Annotated in this window: 16 protein-coding genes; 14 read left to right on the top strand and 2 right to left on the bottom strand. The window is 70.0% G+C overall.

Annotated elements, in window-relative coordinates; genetic code table 11:
* The first annotated feature begins 86 nt into the window (after window positions 1-86).
* Window positions 87-1,199 carry a bifunctional DNA-binding transcriptional regulator/O6-methylguanine-DNA methyltransferase Ada gene (ada, locus tag ACX9GQ_RS09380; protein WP_459629256.1) on the top strand — a complete coding sequence of 371 codons (1,113 nt, stop codon included), beginning with the start codon at window positions 87-89 and terminating at the stop codon, window positions 1,197-1,199.
* Here ada and ACX9GQ_RS09375 read toward each other — a convergent pair.
* Complete coding sequence (locus ACX9GQ_RS09375) at window positions 1,177-1,986, bottom strand: hydratase (protein ID WP_459629255.1); 810 nt, start codon at window positions 1,984-1,986, stop codon at window positions 1,177-1,179. The genes ada and ACX9GQ_RS09375 overlap by 23 nt on opposite strands.
* A gap of 47 nt (window positions 1,987-2,033) precedes the next feature.
* Window positions 2,034-3,572, bottom strand: coding sequence for a 1-hydroxycarotenoid 3,4-desaturase CrtD (gene crtD / locus ACX9GQ_RS09370; RefSeq protein WP_459629254.1), 1,539 nt, complete (start codon window positions 3,570-3,572; stop codon window positions 2,034-2,036).
* 158 nt (window positions 3,573-3,730) lie between these two features.
* Here crtD and bchJ point away from each other — a divergent pair, with 158 nt between their 5' ends.
* The 13 genes from bchJ (at window position 3,731) to pufC (ending at window position 15,443) form a co-directional block, all read left to right on the top strand.
* A complete protein-coding gene (bchJ, locus tag ACX9GQ_RS09365) occupies window positions 3,731-4,336 on the top strand; it encodes a bacteriochlorophyll 4-vinyl reductase (RefSeq protein ID WP_459629253.1) in 606 nt (201 codons plus the stop codon).
* A 75-nt stretch (window positions 4,337-4,411) separates the two neighbouring features.
* Window positions 4,412-5,281: a polyprenyl synthetase family protein gene (locus ACX9GQ_RS09360; protein WP_459629252.1), complete on the top strand. Its 870-nt coding sequence runs from the start codon at window positions 4,412-4,414 to the stop codon at window positions 5,279-5,281.
* Between the two features lie 7 nt (window positions 5,282-5,288).
* The gene (locus tag ACX9GQ_RS09355; RefSeq protein ID WP_459629251.1) at window positions 5,289-6,431 is read left to right on the top strand and encodes a methyltransferase; all 1,143 of its coding nucleotides are present in this window, start codon (window positions 5,289-5,291) and stop codon (window positions 6,429-6,431) included.
* Between the two features lie 160 nt (window positions 6,432-6,591).
* Window positions 6,592-7,527 carry a chlorophyll synthesis pathway protein BchC gene (gene bchC / locus ACX9GQ_RS09350; RefSeq protein ID WP_459629250.1) on the top strand — a complete coding sequence of 312 codons (936 nt, stop codon included), beginning with the start codon at window positions 6,592-6,594 and terminating at the stop codon, window positions 7,525-7,527.
* The gene (locus tag ACX9GQ_RS09345) at window positions 7,524-8,522 is read left to right on the top strand and encodes a chlorophyllide a reductase iron protein subunit X (protein ID WP_459629249.1); all 999 of its coding nucleotides are present in this window, start codon (window positions 7,524-7,526) and stop codon (window positions 8,520-8,522) included. The genes bchC and ACX9GQ_RS09345 overlap by 4 nt, the downstream gene beginning before the upstream one ends.
* Before the next feature lie 7 nt (window positions 8,523-8,529).
* The gene (gene bchY, locus ACX9GQ_RS09340; RefSeq protein ID WP_459629248.1) at window positions 8,530-10,092 is read left to right on the top strand and encodes a chlorophyllide a reductase subunit Y; all 1,563 of its coding nucleotides are present in this window, start codon (window positions 8,530-8,532) and stop codon (window positions 10,090-10,092) included.
* Complete coding sequence (gene bchZ, locus ACX9GQ_RS09335; protein WP_459629247.1) at window positions 10,086-11,543, top strand: chlorophyllide a reductase subunit Z; 1,458 nt, start codon at window positions 10,086-10,088, stop codon at window positions 11,541-11,543. The genes bchY and bchZ overlap by 7 nt, the downstream gene beginning before the upstream one ends.
* Window positions 11,540-11,854 carry a hypothetical protein gene (locus tag ACX9GQ_RS09330; protein WP_459629246.1) on the top strand — a complete coding sequence of 105 codons (315 nt, stop codon included), beginning with the start codon at window positions 11,540-11,542 and terminating at the stop codon, window positions 11,852-11,854. The genes bchZ and ACX9GQ_RS09330 overlap by 4 nt, the downstream gene beginning before the upstream one ends.
* Before the next feature lie 188 nt (window positions 11,855-12,042).
* Window positions 12,043-12,267 carry a light-harvesting antenna LH1, beta subunit gene (gene pufB / locus ACX9GQ_RS09325; RefSeq protein ID WP_459629245.1) on the top strand — a complete coding sequence of 75 codons (225 nt, stop codon included), beginning with the start codon at window positions 12,043-12,045 and terminating at the stop codon, window positions 12,265-12,267.
* 12 nt (window positions 12,268-12,279) lie between these two features.
* Window positions 12,280-12,426, top strand: a complete 147-nt coding sequence (gene pufA, locus ACX9GQ_RS09320; protein ID WP_459629244.1) for a light-harvesting antenna LH1, alpha subunit — start codon at window positions 12,280-12,282, stop codon at window positions 12,424-12,426.
* Window positions 12,427-12,584: 158 nt separating this feature from the next.
* Window positions 12,585-13,415: a photosynthetic reaction center subunit L gene (gene pufL / locus ACX9GQ_RS09315; RefSeq protein WP_459629243.1), complete on the top strand. Its 831-nt coding sequence runs from the start codon at window positions 12,585-12,587 to the stop codon at window positions 13,413-13,415.
* 22 nt (window positions 13,416-13,437) lie between these two features.
* On the top strand, window positions 13,438-14,418 hold the full coding sequence (pufM, locus tag ACX9GQ_RS09310) for a photosynthetic reaction center subunit M (RefSeq protein WP_459629317.1): 981 nt from the start codon (window positions 13,438-13,440) through the stop codon (window positions 14,416-14,418).
* A complete protein-coding gene (pufC, locus tag ACX9GQ_RS09305) occupies window positions 14,415-15,443 on the top strand; it encodes a photosynthetic reaction center cytochrome PufC (RefSeq protein ID WP_459629242.1) in 1,029 nt (342 codons plus the stop codon). The genes pufM and pufC overlap by 4 nt, the downstream gene beginning before the upstream one ends.
* Window positions 15,444-15,456: the final 13 nt, after the last annotated feature.

Below are 15,456 nucleotides of genomic sequence, written 5' to 3'. Positions count from 1 at the left end.
GGGAGCAAGGGCCGGGATGCCGTTGCGTCCCCGCCGTGGCACACGAGGACCACCGCGGACCCGTCGCGGCGTCCTGGAGAACCGCCATGCCTCGCCTCGCAACGTCCATCGCACCGGCCCGCGCCGATCGGGAACTCGACGACGCCCGCTGGGCGGCCGTGGTGCGCCGCGACCGCACGGCGGACGGCACTTTCGTCTACGGGGTGCGCACGACGGGCGTGTATTGCCGCCCGAGCTGCCCCTCGCGGACGGCGCGGCGCGAGAACGTCCGCTTCTATGCCGACGGGACGCAGGCGCGCGCCGCCGGGCTGCGGGCCTGCAAGCGCTGTCGACCGGACGAGGAGGATACGGAGGCGGTCAATTCCGCGCGCATCGCCCGCGCCTGTCGCATGATCGACGAAGCGGATGAGGCGCCCGAGCTGGCCGCCCTCGCCACTGCCGCGGGGCTCTCGCCCTTCCACTTCCACCGGGTGTTCCGTCAGGTGACGGGCCTGACGCCGGCGGCCTATGCCGCCGCCCGCCGGGCGCGTCGCGCCGCCGAGCGCCTGCAGGCAGCCGGAAGCGTGACGGAAGCGATCTACGACGCAGGCTACGGCTCGGCGAGTCGCTTCTATGCCGCCGCCGCGCCCCGCCTCGGCATGGCGCCGGCAACCTACCGCAGGGGCGGGGAGGGCACGGTGATCCGCTTCGCGGTGGGCCAGTGCTCGCTCGGCGCCATCCTGGTGGCCGCTACGCAGGGCGGTGTCTGCGCCATCACGCTGGGGGACGATCCGGACGCGCTTCTGCGCGATCTGCAGGATCGCTTTCCGCGCGCGGAACTCGTCGGTGCCGACCCCGATTTCGAGCGCACGGTGGCGCTGGTGGTGGGGCTGGTCGAAGACCCGCAGCGCCGCGTCGACCTGCCTCTCGACGTCCGGGGCACCGCGTTCCAGGAGCGCGTGTGGCAGGCCCTGCGGGAGATTCCACCAGGACGGACCGCGACCTATGCGGAGATCGCCGCGCGCGTCGGCCGACCAGCGGCCGTGCGCGCCGTGGCGCAGGCCTGCGCCGCGAACCCCGCGGCGGTCGCCATTCCCTGCCACCGTGTCGTGCGGACCGACGGCAGCCTCTCCGGCTACCGCTGGGGCGTCGAGCGGAAGAGGGCCCTGCTCGACCGGGAGGCTGTCGACGATGCCGTCAGCGCCGGCGCGGCATCCTGAACGGCAACATCAGCCGCACCAGGGACGTGTCGAGGCGCGAGACAGAGAGGCTCTCGTGCACCGCGGCCACCTGTCGTCCGAAGAGCCGGGTCTCGAGCTCGGACCGCGCGTAGAACGGCGTGTCCTCGAGCGTCCGGACGACCTTCACCGGGCCGCCCGGTTCCGCCTGCGTGCGGCGGCGGAGCAACCAGCGCGTGCGCGGCAGCTGGACACGCGGCGGCGGGGTGAAGTCCTCGCAGGCCCCGTGCCGGTCGTAGCGAGCGGCAATGGAGCGGGTCGTGCCGTCCCGCTCCACGACGTCGTAGAGCACGGCCGATCCGTCTCGGCCGAGGTCGGCGCGCGACCAGTCCCAGACGTCGAACGTGTTCTCCACCGGCTCGTCTCCGGCGTTGGTGTCGACGTAGCCGTGGCCGGTCCAGCGGCACCCCGGCTCGCTGAAGTCGACCTCGGCCGTGCACGAGGGGGCGAGGGGCATCCAGCGGTGCCGGCCGGCGGCGTCGATGGCGAAGGCGCGCTCGGTGAGCGCGTGGGGGACGAGCCGGATCGTCCCGCGCAGGCGCCGCGGCACGGGAACGGCCCACTCGCAGACGTCGATGACGAAGGCGTCGCCGTCGCGGCGCAGCACGCTCGGCCCGATCGCCAGCGTGCGGCTGTCGCGCCAAACGCGGGAGCGTCCGCGCTCGGTCATGCTCCAGCGCCCGACGCCGGGACCGTAGAGCGCCACGTTGACGGCGCAATGATCCTCCGGCTCGCGCCGCCCGGCCCAGTGGTAGTAGGGCGAGAACACCGAGCCGACGAAGACGATGACGCTCAGGCCGAAGCGCCCGTCGTCGCTCAGGGCGTCACAGTACCACCAGACATAGCCACCTGGCGGGACGGCCTGGTCGAAGCGAGGTCCGACAGCACCGAGCGGGCGGCCAGCCGCCCCGACAGCGCCGCCATCGGCACTCCCGGCCCGGGGTGGACGCTCCCGCCCGCGAGATAGAGCCCCGGCACCCGGGTCCGCGAGTCCGGCCTCTGGAACGAGGCCCACCAGCCGTGCGAGGCCCGGCCGTAGAGGGCTCCCCCCGTCCCCGGGAACAGCCGTCCGAACGTCTCCGGCGTGCTCGTCACGCAGCGCCGCGGGTCCATCTCCACGCTCAGGCCGCAGCGGTCGAGCAGGCGTGTCATGCGGTCCTGGCATGCGCCGATCTCCGGGGGTTCGAAAGCGCGGACGTCGCCGACGGCCGGGGCATTGACGAGGATGAGGAGGCGCTCGGGGGCGTCACCCGCAAGGGGCTCATCGCCTCGATCCTGCGCGCATACGTAGACGGTCGGCTCATCCGGCAACTGCCCCCGCCGGAAGATGCGGTCGAATTCGTCGGGGTAGTCGCGGGAGAAGAACACGTTGTGCCGCACGAGGGGAAAGCCGCGCGTGCGTGCCACGGCCGTCCAGACGACCGCCGAAAGAGAACGCGCCCGCACCGGCACACGCGAGACGGCCCTGGCAGGGCCGGGGCCGAGCAGGCCTGCCCCGACGGCGCCAGCGTCGGCGTTGACGACGACAGCGTCGGCGCGCAGGTGCTCTCCGGTCGCCAGGCGCACCCCGTCGATGCGGCCGGCCCTGGTCGTCACCTCCGCGACCTCCGCTCCGCAGCGGATTTCGGCGCCCAGCCGGCCGGCGGTGCGGGCGAGCGCCTCGGCCAACCGGTACATGCCGCCACGGACGTACCAGACACCTTCCTGCTCGACATGGGCGACCAGCATCAGCGTCGCCGGGGCGGCGAAGGGCGAGGAGCCGCAATAGGTGGAGTATCGGCCGTAGAGCTGGCGCAGCCGGGGATCCCGGAAACTCTCTCCGAGCGCGGACCACATCGTGCTGAAGGGCTTCAGCCGCATCAGGGCGTCGAGCCGGTTGAATCCGACGCGGGTGGTGAGCGACACGGGGTTCGGCCGCGAGTCGCGCAGGAACGGGCGCTCGAGCGTCTGGTAGATGTCGCGCGTCCGCTCGCAGAACGCGCGGTAGCGCCGGCCCTCCTCGGGGCCTGCGAACGCGGCGATGGCATCCTGCGACTGCGCCATGTCCGCGAACAGGTCGAGCCGCTCGTCGGCGCTCCACGCATGACGGGCCAGAAGGTTGGCCGGTTCGAGAGCGACCTCCGAGCCGAGCGTGGTTCCGGCGGCCTCGAAGAGCTCCTCGAAGACCCAGCGCATCGTGAACACGCTCGGTCCGCCGTCGATCCTCGCGGGGCCGACCGGGATCTCGCGCATCTTGCCGCCCGGCGCGGCGGCCCGCTCCAGAACCGTCACGTCGGTGCCGCGCGCGGCCAGATCGACGGCCGCCGACAGGCCGCCGATGCCGGCGCCGACGACGAGGACCCGCTCTGTCCGCACGGAACGTTCTCCCTCTGCGCCCTTGCGCGGACGCCTCTTCACTCTACGTCCAAACGGGATGACAAAGCGAGTGTCAAATAAACTGGACACATGTTGACGCGGATCAATGGCTGCCCGTCGCGCCCGCGCTTTCCTCGGCTCAAGGCCGGAGGCTCCCGATGCAGCAGCGGAACGACGACAGGAGCGATCCTCGCATCGGACCCAACGCCATCATCCAGATCGCGGCCGTGCTGCGCGAGCGACACGGCGTGCAGGCGCTTGACAGCGTCTTCGTCAGGGCGCGGCTCGCGCACTACCTCGACGCCCTGCCGGCCACCATGGTTCCCGAGCGGGAGGTCGCACGGCTCCACGCTGCCCTCGGCCACGAACTGGGAGCCGACGAGGCCGAGTCCGTGTCGCGCGAGGCCGGCACGCGAACGGCTGCCTATCTGCTCGCCCATCGCATTCCCGCGCCCGCGCGCCGGCTCCTGCGCTGGCTTCCCGCGCGGCTGGCGGGACCGCTCCTGCTGGCCGCGATCCGGCGGCACGCGTGGACCTTCGCCGGCAGCGCCCGGTTCGAGGCCCACGCGGGCCCACCCGTGGCCCTGTCGCTCACCGGTTGCTCTCTCTGCCGCTCTCGGCTGGCCGGAGGACGACTTGGGGCCTTCTACGCTGCCACGTTCGAGGGGTTGTTCCGGTCGCTCGTCCACAACCGGTCACACGTCGAGACGGCGTCCCAGGGATGGCCCGTGACGTGGCGGGCACGGTTGGACTGGCGCGGCTGACAGCGCCACTGTCAAGTTGACAAGACAGTCAAACTGTCAAACTCTATTGACGCCGTCATGGCACCGGAGAGACCGATGGACATCAGGTCGCGCATCGAAGCCGCCCTCGAGAAGGCCGTCGGCCGGGCCTGTGCCGCCAAGGCCCCACCCGCCATCGCAGAGGCCACCCGCCATGCGGTGTTTCCCGGCGGCGCCCGCGTGAGGCCCAGGCTCTGCCTCGCCGTCGCGGGAGCCTGCGGCGATGACGCCCCCGCGCTGTCAGACGCGGCCTGCGCTGCGGTGGAACTGCTCCACTGCGCCTCCCTCGTCCATGACGACATGCCCTGCTTCGACGATGCCGCAACCCGTCGTGGACGGCCGTCGGTGCACGCTCTCTACGGCGAGCCCCTGGCACTCCTCGTCGGTGATGCGCTCATCGTCCTTGCCTTTGAGACCATCGCCCTCGAGGCGGTGGCCGCGCCCGCGCGTCTCGCACGTCTCGTCACCACCGTCGCGAGTTCCGTCGGTCTCCCGCTCGGGATCGTCGCCGGACAGGCGTGGGAGGTGGAGCCTGACATCGACATGCGGACCTACCACCGCACCAAGACCGGGTCGCTCTTCGTCGGCGCGGCCATGGCCGGGGCCATCGCGGCCGGTGCCGACCCGAACCCCTGGCGGGCATTCGGGGAGCGGCTCGGCGAGGCCTACCAGGTGGCCGACGACCTGCGCGATGCCGTCGGCAGCGCCGCGGACATCGGCAAGCCCGTCGGTCAGGATGCCGCCCATCACAGGCCCAACGCCGTGGCGGCGCTCGGCACGACGACGGCGCTCGCGCATCTTCGCGAGATCGTCGGGGCGGCGATCGCCTCGATCCCGGACTGTCCGCGGGCCAGCGAGCTCGAAGCCCTGATTCTCAGCGAGGCCAAGCGCCTCGTGCCGAAGGAGCTGGCGCACGCCGCCGCCTGACCGCGCCATGACGACCATTCCGGCCGTGCCGCCCCTGGCGCCGCCCGCCTCCCTCGCGGAGCGCTGGTACCGCCTGCGCGACCGTCTGCTGCGCGATCCTGTCTTCCAGCGCCGGGCCGCGGCCTTCCCGCTGACGCGGTGGATCGCGCGCCGCCGAGCCCGAGAGAGCTTCGATCTCGTCGCGGGCTTCGTGTACGCGCAGATCCTCCATGCCGTTGTGAAGCTTAAGGTTCTGGAGACCGTTGCGGCAGGGCCCGTCGACCTCGGTGCCATCGCCGCCGCGACCGGCCTTCCGCTGTCATCGGCCCGCAAGCTCTGCGCCGGCGCCGCAGCCCTTCGCCTCCTGCAGGAGCGCGGGGGAGGCTACGGGCTGGGGGACCTCGGCGCAGCGCTGCTCGGCAATGCCGGCGTGCTCGCGATGGTCGAGCACCACGCGATTCTCTACGAAGACTTGCAGGATCCCGTGGGCCTCCTGCGGGACCCGTCGCGGCCGACGAAGCTCTCGGCCTACTGGGCGTACGCCACGCAGGATCCCGCCACGCTCACCGCCGACAAGGTGGCGGACTACAGCCGCCTGATGGCCGCCTCGCAGCAGTTCATCGCAGGCGAGGTTCTCGACGCCTATCCCGTCGCGGGCCACCGTCGCCTTCTCGACGTCGGGGGCGGCGAGGGGGCATTCATTCGTGCGGCTGCACGACGTGCGCCGGCGCTCGAGTGCATGCTCTTCGACGTCCCGCCCGTCGCGGACCGGGCGACCGCGGCCTTCGCGGCCGACGGTCTCGCGCAGCGGGCCCGGGCCTTCGGCGGCAACATGTTCACCGATCCGCTGCCGCAGGGCGCCGACCTCGTCAGCCTCGTGCGCGTCCTCTACGACCATCCCGACGACCGCGTGCTCACGTTGCTGAAGGCGACGCGCGCCGCATTGGCACCCGGGGGAACCCTGATCGTGGCCGAGCCGATGGCCGCCACGCCCGGCGCAGAGACGGTCGGAGCCGCCTATTTCGGCTTCTACCTCATGGCGATGAAAGGCGGCGAGTCGCGGAGCCCCGACGCCCTCGCTGGACTGCTCCGACAGGCCGGCTTCAGCCAGGTCGACACGCGATCCACACGCAGCCCCCTCCTGACGGGTCTCCTGGTCGCTAGGCCGTGACGCCTGCGGGACCGGAGGCAATCGTTCCTGCGGCCCCGCACGAAAAGACCAGAAACAAGGCAGTTGCCTGTGAAGAAAGATTGACACTTTAGAGTGTCAAGATAAGCTGACATAGGCCGTCGGATCCGCCATCGGATCTGCAGCCAAGGGGTCCACAACCGTGAAAGCGCTGGCCGTCATCCTGGAGAAGCCGGAGCACCTCGTGCTCGGCGAGGTCGACCTGTCGGCCCCGGGCGATGAGGACGTGGTCGTCGAGATCGCCTACAGCGGCATCAGCACCGGGACTGAGCGGCTCCTCTGGTCGGGACGGATGCCACCCTTCCCCGGCATGGGTTATCCCCTCGTCCCCGGCTATGAGTCGGTCGGCCGCGTCTCTCACGCCGGCCATGCGTCCGGTCGGCGCGAAGGCGAGTTTGTCTTCGTCCCCGGTTCCCGTTGCTTCACGTCGGTGCGCGGCCTCTTCGGTGGTGCCGCCTCGCGGCTCGTCGTGCCCGGAGCCCGCGTGACCCCCGTGGGCGAACGGCTCGGCGAACGCGCGGCTCTCCTTGCGCTCGCCGCCACGGCGCGGCACGCCCGCGTCGGCGTGGCCCAGGGTCCCGAACTCATCGTCGGTCACGGCGTATTGGGCCGGCTCCTGGCGCGCCTCAGCGTGCTCGAGGGCGGTTCGCCCACCGTCTGGGAGACGAACCCGCTGCGGGCCGAGGGCGCCGAGGGCTACCGAGTGGTCGATCCCCGTGACGACCGCCAGAACGACTACCGCACCATCATCGACGTGAGTGGTGACAACGCGATCCTCGACCAGTTGCTCATGCACCTCGGGCACGGCGGCGAGATCGTGCTGGCCGGTTTCTACAGCGGCCAGCTCGCCTTCACGTTCCCCACCGCCTTCATGCGGGAGGCGCGGATGCGCGTCGCCGCCGAGTGGCGGGAAGACGACCTCTCGGCGGTGCGTGAGCTCGTCGAGTCGGGCCGCCTGTCACTCGACAACCTGATCACGCATCGCGAGCCGGCCCTGACGGCCGCCTCCGCCTACAGGACGGCCTTCGAGGATCCGTCCTGTCTCAAGATGGTCCTCGACTGGAGATCGGTCGCATGAGCACGACCCATACGCTGATCGACCGCCAGCGCGACGCCCTGCGCGCCGAAGCCGCCGTCGCCCCGGATCCGGTCCCGACGGCCGCGACCAAGGAGACGCAGGTCATCGCCATCTACGGCAAGGGCGGCATCGGCAAGAGCTTCACGCTCGCCAACCTCAGCTACATGATGGCCCAGCAGGGCAAGAAGGTGCTGCTCATCGGCTGCGACCCGAAGAGCGACACCACCTCGCTGCTCTTCGGCGGCCGCTCCTGCCCCACCATCATCGAGACCTCGTCGAGGAAGAAGCTCGCCGGCGAGGAGGTGAAGATCGGCGACGTCTGCTTCAAGCGCGACGGCGTCTACGCGATGGAACTCGGCGGGCCTGAGGTCGGTCGCGGCTGCGGCGGCCGCGGGATCATCCACGGCTTCGAGCTGCTCGAGAAGCTCGGCTTCCACGAGTGGGACTTCGACTACGTGCTGCTCGACTTCCTGGGCGACGTGGTGTGCGGCGGCTTCGGCCTGCCGATCGCCCGCGACATGTGCCAGAAGGTCATCGTCGTCGGCTCGAACGACCTCCAGTCGCTCTACGTCGCCAACAACGTCTGCTCGGCGGTGGAGTACTTCCGCAAGCTCGGCGGCAACGTCGGCGTCGCCGGCATGGTCATCAACAAGGACGACGGCACCGGCGAGGCGCACGCCTTCGCGGAAACGGTCGGCATCCCCGTGCTGGCCGCGATCCCGGCGCACGAGGACATCCGCCGCAAGAGCGCGAACTACCAGATCATCGGCAAGCCCGGCACCGAGTGGGCGCCGCTCTTCGCCGAACTCGCCCTCAACGTCGCCGAGGCGCCCCCGCGCCAGCCCGCGCCGCTGAGCCAGGACGGCCTGCTCGGCCTCTTCTCCGGCGATACCGTCGGCCGCGACGTGGTGCTGGAGCCGGCCACGGCCGAGGACATGCGCGGCGTGTCCGACCTTTCGAAGCCGTCCCTCGAAGTCGTCTACGAAACCGTCTGAGCGCACCATGGACGAGCGCCCCACCGACAGCCGAGACGAGCGTCCCCACGGGGACGACGACCTGCGCGCACCGGCACCTGCCGAGATCGCGACGGGAGGCGGCTGCCATGCGGGCGCCGCCGAGATGGAACGCGCGGCCCGTGCCGCCGGCCAGAGCGAGGTGCTCGACCGCTACGCGCAGGACTACCCCAAGGGACCGCACGACCAGCCTCAGAGCATGTGCCCGGCCTTCGGCTCGCTGCGCGTCGGGCTGCGCATGCGCCGCACCGCCACCGTGCTCTCCGGCTCCGCCTGCTGCGTCTATGGGCTGACTTTCACGTCGCACTTCTACGGCGCCCGCCGCACCGTCGGCTACGTGCCGTTCAACTCGGAGACGCTCGTCACCGGCAAGCTCTTCGAGGATATCCGCGAGGCCGTCTTCGCCCTCGCCGACCCCGAGCGCTACGACACGATCGTCGTCACCAATCTCTGCGTGCCGACCGCATCGGGCGTGCCGCTGCGGTTGCTGCCGAAGGAGATCAACGGCGTCCGCGTCATCGGCATCGACGTGCCCGGCTTCGGCGTGCCGACGCATGCGGAGGCCAAGGACGTCCTCGCAGGGGCGATGCTGAACTACGCCCGGCTAGAGGCGGAGCAGGGCCCCGTCCAGGCGCCGGCCGCGGGCCGCTCGGGCAAGCCGACGGTGACCCTCGTCGGTGAGATGTTCCCGGCCGATCCCATCGGCATTGGCCGCATGCTCGACCTCATGGGCCTTGCCGCCGGCCCGGTCGTTCCGACGCGCGAGTGGCGCGAGCTCTATGCCGCGCTCGACGGGGCCGTCGTGGCGGCGATCCATCCCTTCTATACGGCCGCGTTCCGCGAGTTCGAGGCCGCCGGCCGCCCGATCGTCGGATCCGCGCCGGTCGGCGTCGACGGCACCAGCGACTGGCTGGAGCGCATCGGCGAGGCCGCCGGCGTCGGCCGCGAGGCCATCGACCGCGCCCGCAACGCCATGCTGCCGGCGATCCGCGGTGCACTGGCCGGAAGCCCGATCAAGGGCCGCATCACGCTGTCCGGCTACGAGGGTTCGGAACTGCTCGTCGGCCGCCTGCTCGTCGAGAGCGGCGCGGACCTGCGCTACGTCGGCACGGCCTGCGCGCGCACGCGGTTCTCGGACCACGACCGCGAGTGGCTGGAGGCCCATGGCGTCGCCGTGAAGTTCCGCGCCTCGCTCGAGGACGACCTCCACGCCTTCGACGCCTTCGAGCCGGACCTCGCCATCGGCACCACGCCGGTCGTGCAGAAGGCGAAGGAGAAGGCGACGCCCGCCCTCTACTTCACGAACCTGATCTCGGCCCGCCCGCTGATGGGGCCCGCCGGTGCCGGTTCGCTCGCCCAGGTGGTCAACGCCGCCATGGGCAACAAGGGCCGCTTCGACGAGATGAAGGCGTTCTTCGAGGGCGTCGGCGAGGGCCACGCCGCGGGCGTCTGGCAGGACACGCCGCAGGACCGCCCCGAGTTCCGCAAGAAGTTCGCCGCGCGCACGAAGAAGACCAACGCCGTCGACACCGGGGAGGCCGTGGGATGCTGATCCTCGACCACGACCGCGCCGGCGGCTACTGGGGCTCCGTCTACGTCTTCACGGCGATCAAGGGCCTGCAGGTCATCATCGACGGCCCGGTGGGCTGCGAGAACCTGCCGGTCACGTCGGTGCTCCATTACACGGACGCCCTGCCGCCGCACGAACTTCCCATCGTGGTCACGGGCCTCGCCGAGGAGGAACTCGGCCAGAACGGCACCGAGCAGGCGATGAAGCGCGCCCACAAGGTGCTCGACCCGACGCAGCCCGCCGTGGTCGTGACGGGCTCCATCGCCGAGATGATCGGCGGCGGCGTGACGCCCGAGGGCACGGGCATCCAGCGCTTCCTGCCGCGCACCATCGACGAGGACCAGTGGCAGTCCGCGGACCGCGCGCTGCGCTGGTTGTGGACGGAGTACGGCGCCAAGGGCGGCAAGCTCCCGAAGGCCCGCCCCCGCAAGGAGGGCGACAAGCCGCGCGTCAACATCATCGGCCCGATCTACGGCACCTTCAACATGCCCTCCGACCTCGCCGAGATCCGGCGGCTGGTGGAAGGCATCGGCTGCGAGGTGAACCTGGTCTTCCCGCTCGGTTCGCACCTCGCGGATGTGCCGCGGCTCATCGACGCCGACGTCAACATCTGCCTCTACCGCGAGTTCGGGCGCCTGCTCTGCGAGGAACTCGGCAAGCCATACCTCCAGGCGCCGATCGGCCTGCACTCGACGACCCGTTTCCTGCGCACGCTGGGCGAGCTCACGGGTCTCGACCCCGAGCCCTTCATCGAGCGCGAGAAGCACACGACCATCAAGCCGCTCTGGGACCTCTGGCGGTCCGTCACGCAGGATTTCTTCGGCACGGCGAGCTTCGGCATCGTCGCGTGCGAGACTTATGTCCGCGGCGTCCGCAACTTCCTCGAGCACGACCTCGGCCTGCCCTGCGCCTTTGCGGTGCCGCGCTTGGCGGGGCAGAAGACCGACAACGCGGCAATCCGGCAGCTGATCCGCGAGAAGGGACCGCTCGTCCTCTTCGGCAGCTACAACGAGCGGATGTACCTGGTCGAGGCCGGCGGCCGCGGCACCTACATCCCCGCCTCGTTCCCGGGCGCCATCATCCGCCGCCACACCGGCACGTCCTTCATGGGCTACGCGGGCGCGACCTACCTCGTCCAGGAAGTCTGCAACGCCCTCTTCGACACGCTCTTCAACATCCTGCCGCTCGCCGCCCAGCTTGACGCCGTCGAGCCGACCCGCGCGCGGCTGCACGAGGAGCTGCCGTGGGACGGCGAGGCCAAGGACGTCCTCGACGCCTTCGTCGAGGCCGAGCCGGTGCTCGTGCGCATCTCCGCCGCCAAGCGCCTGCGCGACGCCTGCGAGCGTTCCGCGCGGCGGGCCGGCGAAACCACCGTCAACGCCGCCCGCGTGCGGCAGACACGTCAGTCACTGCTGGAGGGGCAAGCGACATGAGCGGTTCGATGACCTTGGCCGACATCCTGGCGCAGCGCGAGGCGGCCAGCGCCGCCGGCTCCGAGGGCCACAAGCTGCACCGCACCTGGGAGGCGACGCGCGCCACCCACGGCGGCACGCGGCACTCGGCCGAACGGGATTACCGCGCCGTCTTCGCGGTTTCATTCCCGATCTTCGTGCTCGTCGCGCTGTTCGCGCGGCTGCTGCCCTATGCGTGGCGCGGCCGGATCTGCGGCAGCGAGACGCGTTCGGTTCTGGGCGATGCCCGCGCCATGGCGGCGGCGACGGTTGCCGTCGCTTTCGGCGCCTGAGGCCGGCCCTCCGGGCGTGTGCCCGGGGCAGCCCGCCATGACAGCTTCCGCGCCGGTCCCCTGCCGACGCGCCAACCTTTCGCCCGGTGCCCCCGGGCGAAACTTCGCGGCCGACAAGCCGTGACGTACCACGCCGCACGGGGTTGTGTGCGGTAACCGCCGTAAGGCTCGTCAGTCGGAGGGAAACGATGGCTGATAAATCTACGTCTTGGTCGGGACTGTCCGACCAGGAAGCTGAGGAGTTCCATCGGTACTACATCCAGGGAACTGTCCTGTTCGTCGCAGTTGCAGTCGTGGCTCATTTCCTCGTCTGGATGTGGCGTCCGTGGATCCCCGGGCCGAAGGGCTATTCCTCAAGCTTGCTCGACAGCGTGACCACGGTGGCTTCCACCGTGCTCCCGTACTTCTCGTAAGGAGATCCGCACATGTGGCGCATCTGGAAAGTCTTTGACCCGCGGCGCGTCCTCGTGGCGCAGGGTGTGTTCCTGTTCGCACTGGCGGTCATGATCCACCTCGTCCTCCTCAGCACCGAGCGCTTCAACTGGCTGCTCGGCGCTCCGGTCGGGAAGTGAGTCGAACGCTGCCGTGATCCCGGCAGGCCCCGCTGCGGCGGCGGCCTGTCGGCACGGTGCGATGGCGGACGGCCGGACGATGTCCGGCCGCCCGCCGTCACTGCCCGGGCCCCGTCACGGACGGTCGCCTGGCCCGCATGGGATCGAGGGAGGGGCGCATGGCCTTGCTCAGTTTTGAACGGAAGTATCGCGTACGGGGCGGGACGCTGATCGGCGGCGACCTTTTCGACTTCTGGGTCGGGCCGTTCTACGTCGGCTTCTTCGGGGTCACGGGGACGTTCTGTACCATCGTCGGTACCGCGATGATCCTCTACGGCGCCGCCATCGGCCCGACCTGGAACATCTGGCAGATCAGCATCGCCCCGCCCGACCTCAAGTACGGCCTCGGCGCCGCGCCCTCGCTGAAGGACGGCGGCCTCTGGCAGATCATCACGATCTGCGCCATAGGGGCCTTCGGATCATGGGCCATGCGCGAGGTCGAGATCTGCCGCAAGCTCGGCATCGGCTACCACGTGCCGTTCGCCTTCAGCGTCGCGATCTTCGCCTACGTCACGCTGGTGGTGATCCGCCCGGTGCTGCTCGGCGCCTGGGGCCACGGCTTCCCCTACGGGATCTTCAGCCACCTCGACTGGGTGTCGAACGTCGGCTACCAGTTCCTGCACTTCCACTACAATCCAGCGCACATGATCGCGGTGACGTTCTTCTTCACCACGACTCTGGCGCTGTCGCTCCATGGCGCGCTCGTGCTCTCCGCCGCCAACCCGCCCAAGGGCGAGGAGGTCAAGAGCCCCGAGCACGAGGACACCTTCTTCCGCGACACGATCGGCTACTCGATCGGCACGCTCGGCATCCATCGCCTCGGCCTGTTCCTCGCGCTGTCCGCCGGCTTCTGGAGCGCCGTCTGCATCGTCATCAGCGGACCCTTCTGGAACAAGAGCTGGCCGGAGTGGTGGAACTGGTGGCTGAAGCTCCCGATCTGGGCCTCGTGAGAAAGGGCCGGCCATGTATCTCATTCCCGAATACCAGAACATCTTCACGCGGGTGCAGGTCCGCGGCCCGATCGAGGCCGGTGCCCCGATCGAGAACGGTGACTTCGAACGCATCGGCTCGCCGGTCCTCAGCTACTGGATCGGCAAGTTCGGCAACGCCCAGCTCGGCCCGGTCTACCTGGGCGCGCTCGGCATCGCCTCGGTGATCTTCTTCGCCATCGGCTTCTCGATCATCGGCTTCAACATGCTGGCGTCGGTGAACTGGAACCCCATCCAGTTCATCCGCCTGCTGCCGTGGCTCGCGCTCGAGCCGCCGCCGCCCTCGCAGGGCTTCCGCATCATCCCGCCGCTCAACCAGGGCGGCTGGTGGGTCATCTCGGGCGCCTTCATCACCGCCTCGGTGCTGCTGTGGTGGGTGCGGATGTACGCGCGGGCCCGTGCGCTCAAGATGGGCACGCACATCGCGTGGGCCTTCGCCTCGGCGATCTGGCTGTTCCTCGTGCTGGGCTTCATCCGTCCGATGCTCATGGGCAGCTGGTCCGAGGCCGTGCCGTTCGGCATCCTGCCGCACCTCGACTGGACCACGGCGTTCTCGATCCGCTACGGCAACCTCTACTACAACCCGTTCCACTGCCTCTCGATCGTCTTCCTCTACGGCTCGACGCTCCTGTTCGCCATGCACGGCGCGACCATCCTGGCCGTGACGCGCTACGGCGGCGACCGCGAGCTCGAGCAGATCGTGGACCGGGGCACGGCCAGCGAGCGCGCCGCACTCTTCTGGCGCTGGACGATGGGCTTCAACGCCACGATGGAGTCGATCCATCGCTGGGCGTGGTGGTTCGCGGTGCTGACCCCGCTCACCGGCGGCATCGGCATCCTTCTCACCGGCACCGTCGTGGACAACTGGTACCTGTGGGGCATCAAGCACGGCCTCGTTCCCCATTATCCCGACGTATTCGGCGGCGTCACGGATCCCGCCCTCGCCGCAGGAGCCAAGCCATGAAGTCCTTCGGTTGGACACTCGCGCTCGGGACCGTGGGCCTCTTCATCGGCGGCTGGATGGTGGCCACCGCCGGATGGAGTCTTCCCCCGGCCAAGAGCCAGCAGATCGGGTACCGCGGCGTCGCCATGGTACAGACCAAGGACGCCAGCGTGGTCGCGGCAAACGCCAAGATCACCGCGCCGCCTCCACCTTACGTCGCGAGCCCGGAGGGCCCCAAGGCCAAGACCGTGTATCCGAACCTGCAGGTCCTTGGTGACCTCAGCGAGGATCAGTTCAACGGCCTGATGGCATCCTTCGCGGAATGGGTCGGCGGCGAGCAGGGCTGCGCCTACTGCCACAACCCCGAGAACATGGGCGACTACAGCCGCTACCAGCTGATCGTCGCCCGTCGCATGATCCAGATGACGCGCACCATCAACACCGAGTGGAAGAACCACGTCGGCGCGACGGGCGTCACCTGCTACACCTGCCACGGCGGCAACGGCGTTCCGAAGAACGTCTGGTACAAGGAAACCGGCCTGCAGAACGCCAAGGCCACGCAGTGGCTCGGTTACGAGGGCGGCCAGAACCTGGTTGCCAAGAACGCCGACCTGACCTCGCTGCCCTACGACGCGCTGAGCGAGTTCCTGCTCGGCGACAAGCCGATCCGCGTCCATACCCTGACCGCGCTGCCCTCGGGCAACAAGTCGACCATCATGGACACGGAGCACACCTGGGCGCTCATGATGCACATGTCGCAGTCGCTGGGGCAGAACTGCACGTTCTGCCACAACAGCCGCGCCTTCAACGCGTGGGACGAGAGCCCCCCGCAGCGCGTCACGGCGTTCTACGGCATCCGCATGGCGAGGGCGGTGAACAAGACCTACCTCGAGCCGCTCACCTCGACCTTCCCGGCAAACCGCCTGGGCAAGACGGGCGACGTGGCCAAGGTGGGTTGCGCGACCTGCCACCAGGGGCTGAACAAGCCGCTCAACGGGGCCCAGGTGCTGAAGGACTACATGGCGGAACTCGGCACCAAGCCGTGATCCGCCGGACCAC

It is taken from the genome of Alsobacter sp. R-9 (assembly GCF_054612375.1).
This window is presented reverse-complemented; position numbering and strand designations above follow the sequence as displayed.

Bases quoted from the DNA above. Each gene is read 5' to 3' on its own strand.
- bchZ (WP_459629247.1), top strand. From the start codon at position 10,086: ATGCTGATCCTCGACCACGACCGCGCCGGCGGCTACTGGGGCTCCGTC.
- pufB (WP_459629245.1), top strand. From the start codon at position 12,043: ATGGCTGATAAATCTACGTCTTGGTCGGGACTGTCCGACCAGGAAGCT.
- ACX9GQ_RS09360 (WP_459629252.1), top strand. From the start codon at position 4,412: ATGGACATCAGGTCGCGCATCGAAGCCGCCCTCGAGAAGGCCGTCGGC.
- ACX9GQ_RS09345 (WP_459629249.1), top strand. From the start codon at position 7,524: ATGAGCACGACCCATACGCTGATCGACCGCCAGCGCGACGCCCTGCGC.
- ACX9GQ_RS09355 (WP_459629251.1), top strand. From the start codon at position 5,289: ATGACGACCATTCCGGCCGTGCCGCCCCTGGCGCCGCCCGCCTCCCTC.
- bchY (WP_459629248.1), top strand. From the start codon at position 8,530: ATGGACGAGCGCCCCACCGACAGCCGAGACGAGCGTCCCCACGGGGAC.
- pufC (WP_459629242.1), top strand. From the start codon at position 14,415: ATGAAGTCCTTCGGTTGGACACTCGCGCTCGGGACCGTGGGCCTCTTC.
- pufA (WP_459629244.1), top strand. From the start codon at position 12,280: ATGTGGCGCATCTGGAAAGTCTTTGACCCGCGGCGCGTCCTCGTGGCG.
- bchJ (WP_459629253.1), top strand. From the start codon at position 3,731: ATGCAGCAGCGGAACGACGACAGGAGCGATCCTCGCATCGGACCCAAC.
- ada (WP_459629256.1), top strand. From the start codon at position 87: ATGCCTCGCCTCGCAACGTCCATCGCACCGGCCCGCGCCGATCGGGAA.
- ACX9GQ_RS09330 (WP_459629246.1), top strand. From the start codon at position 11,540: ATGAGCGGTTCGATGACCTTGGCCGACATCCTGGCGCAGCGCGAGGCG.
- pufL (WP_459629243.1), top strand. From the start codon at position 12,585: ATGGCCTTGCTCAGTTTTGAACGGAAGTATCGCGTACGGGGCGGGACG.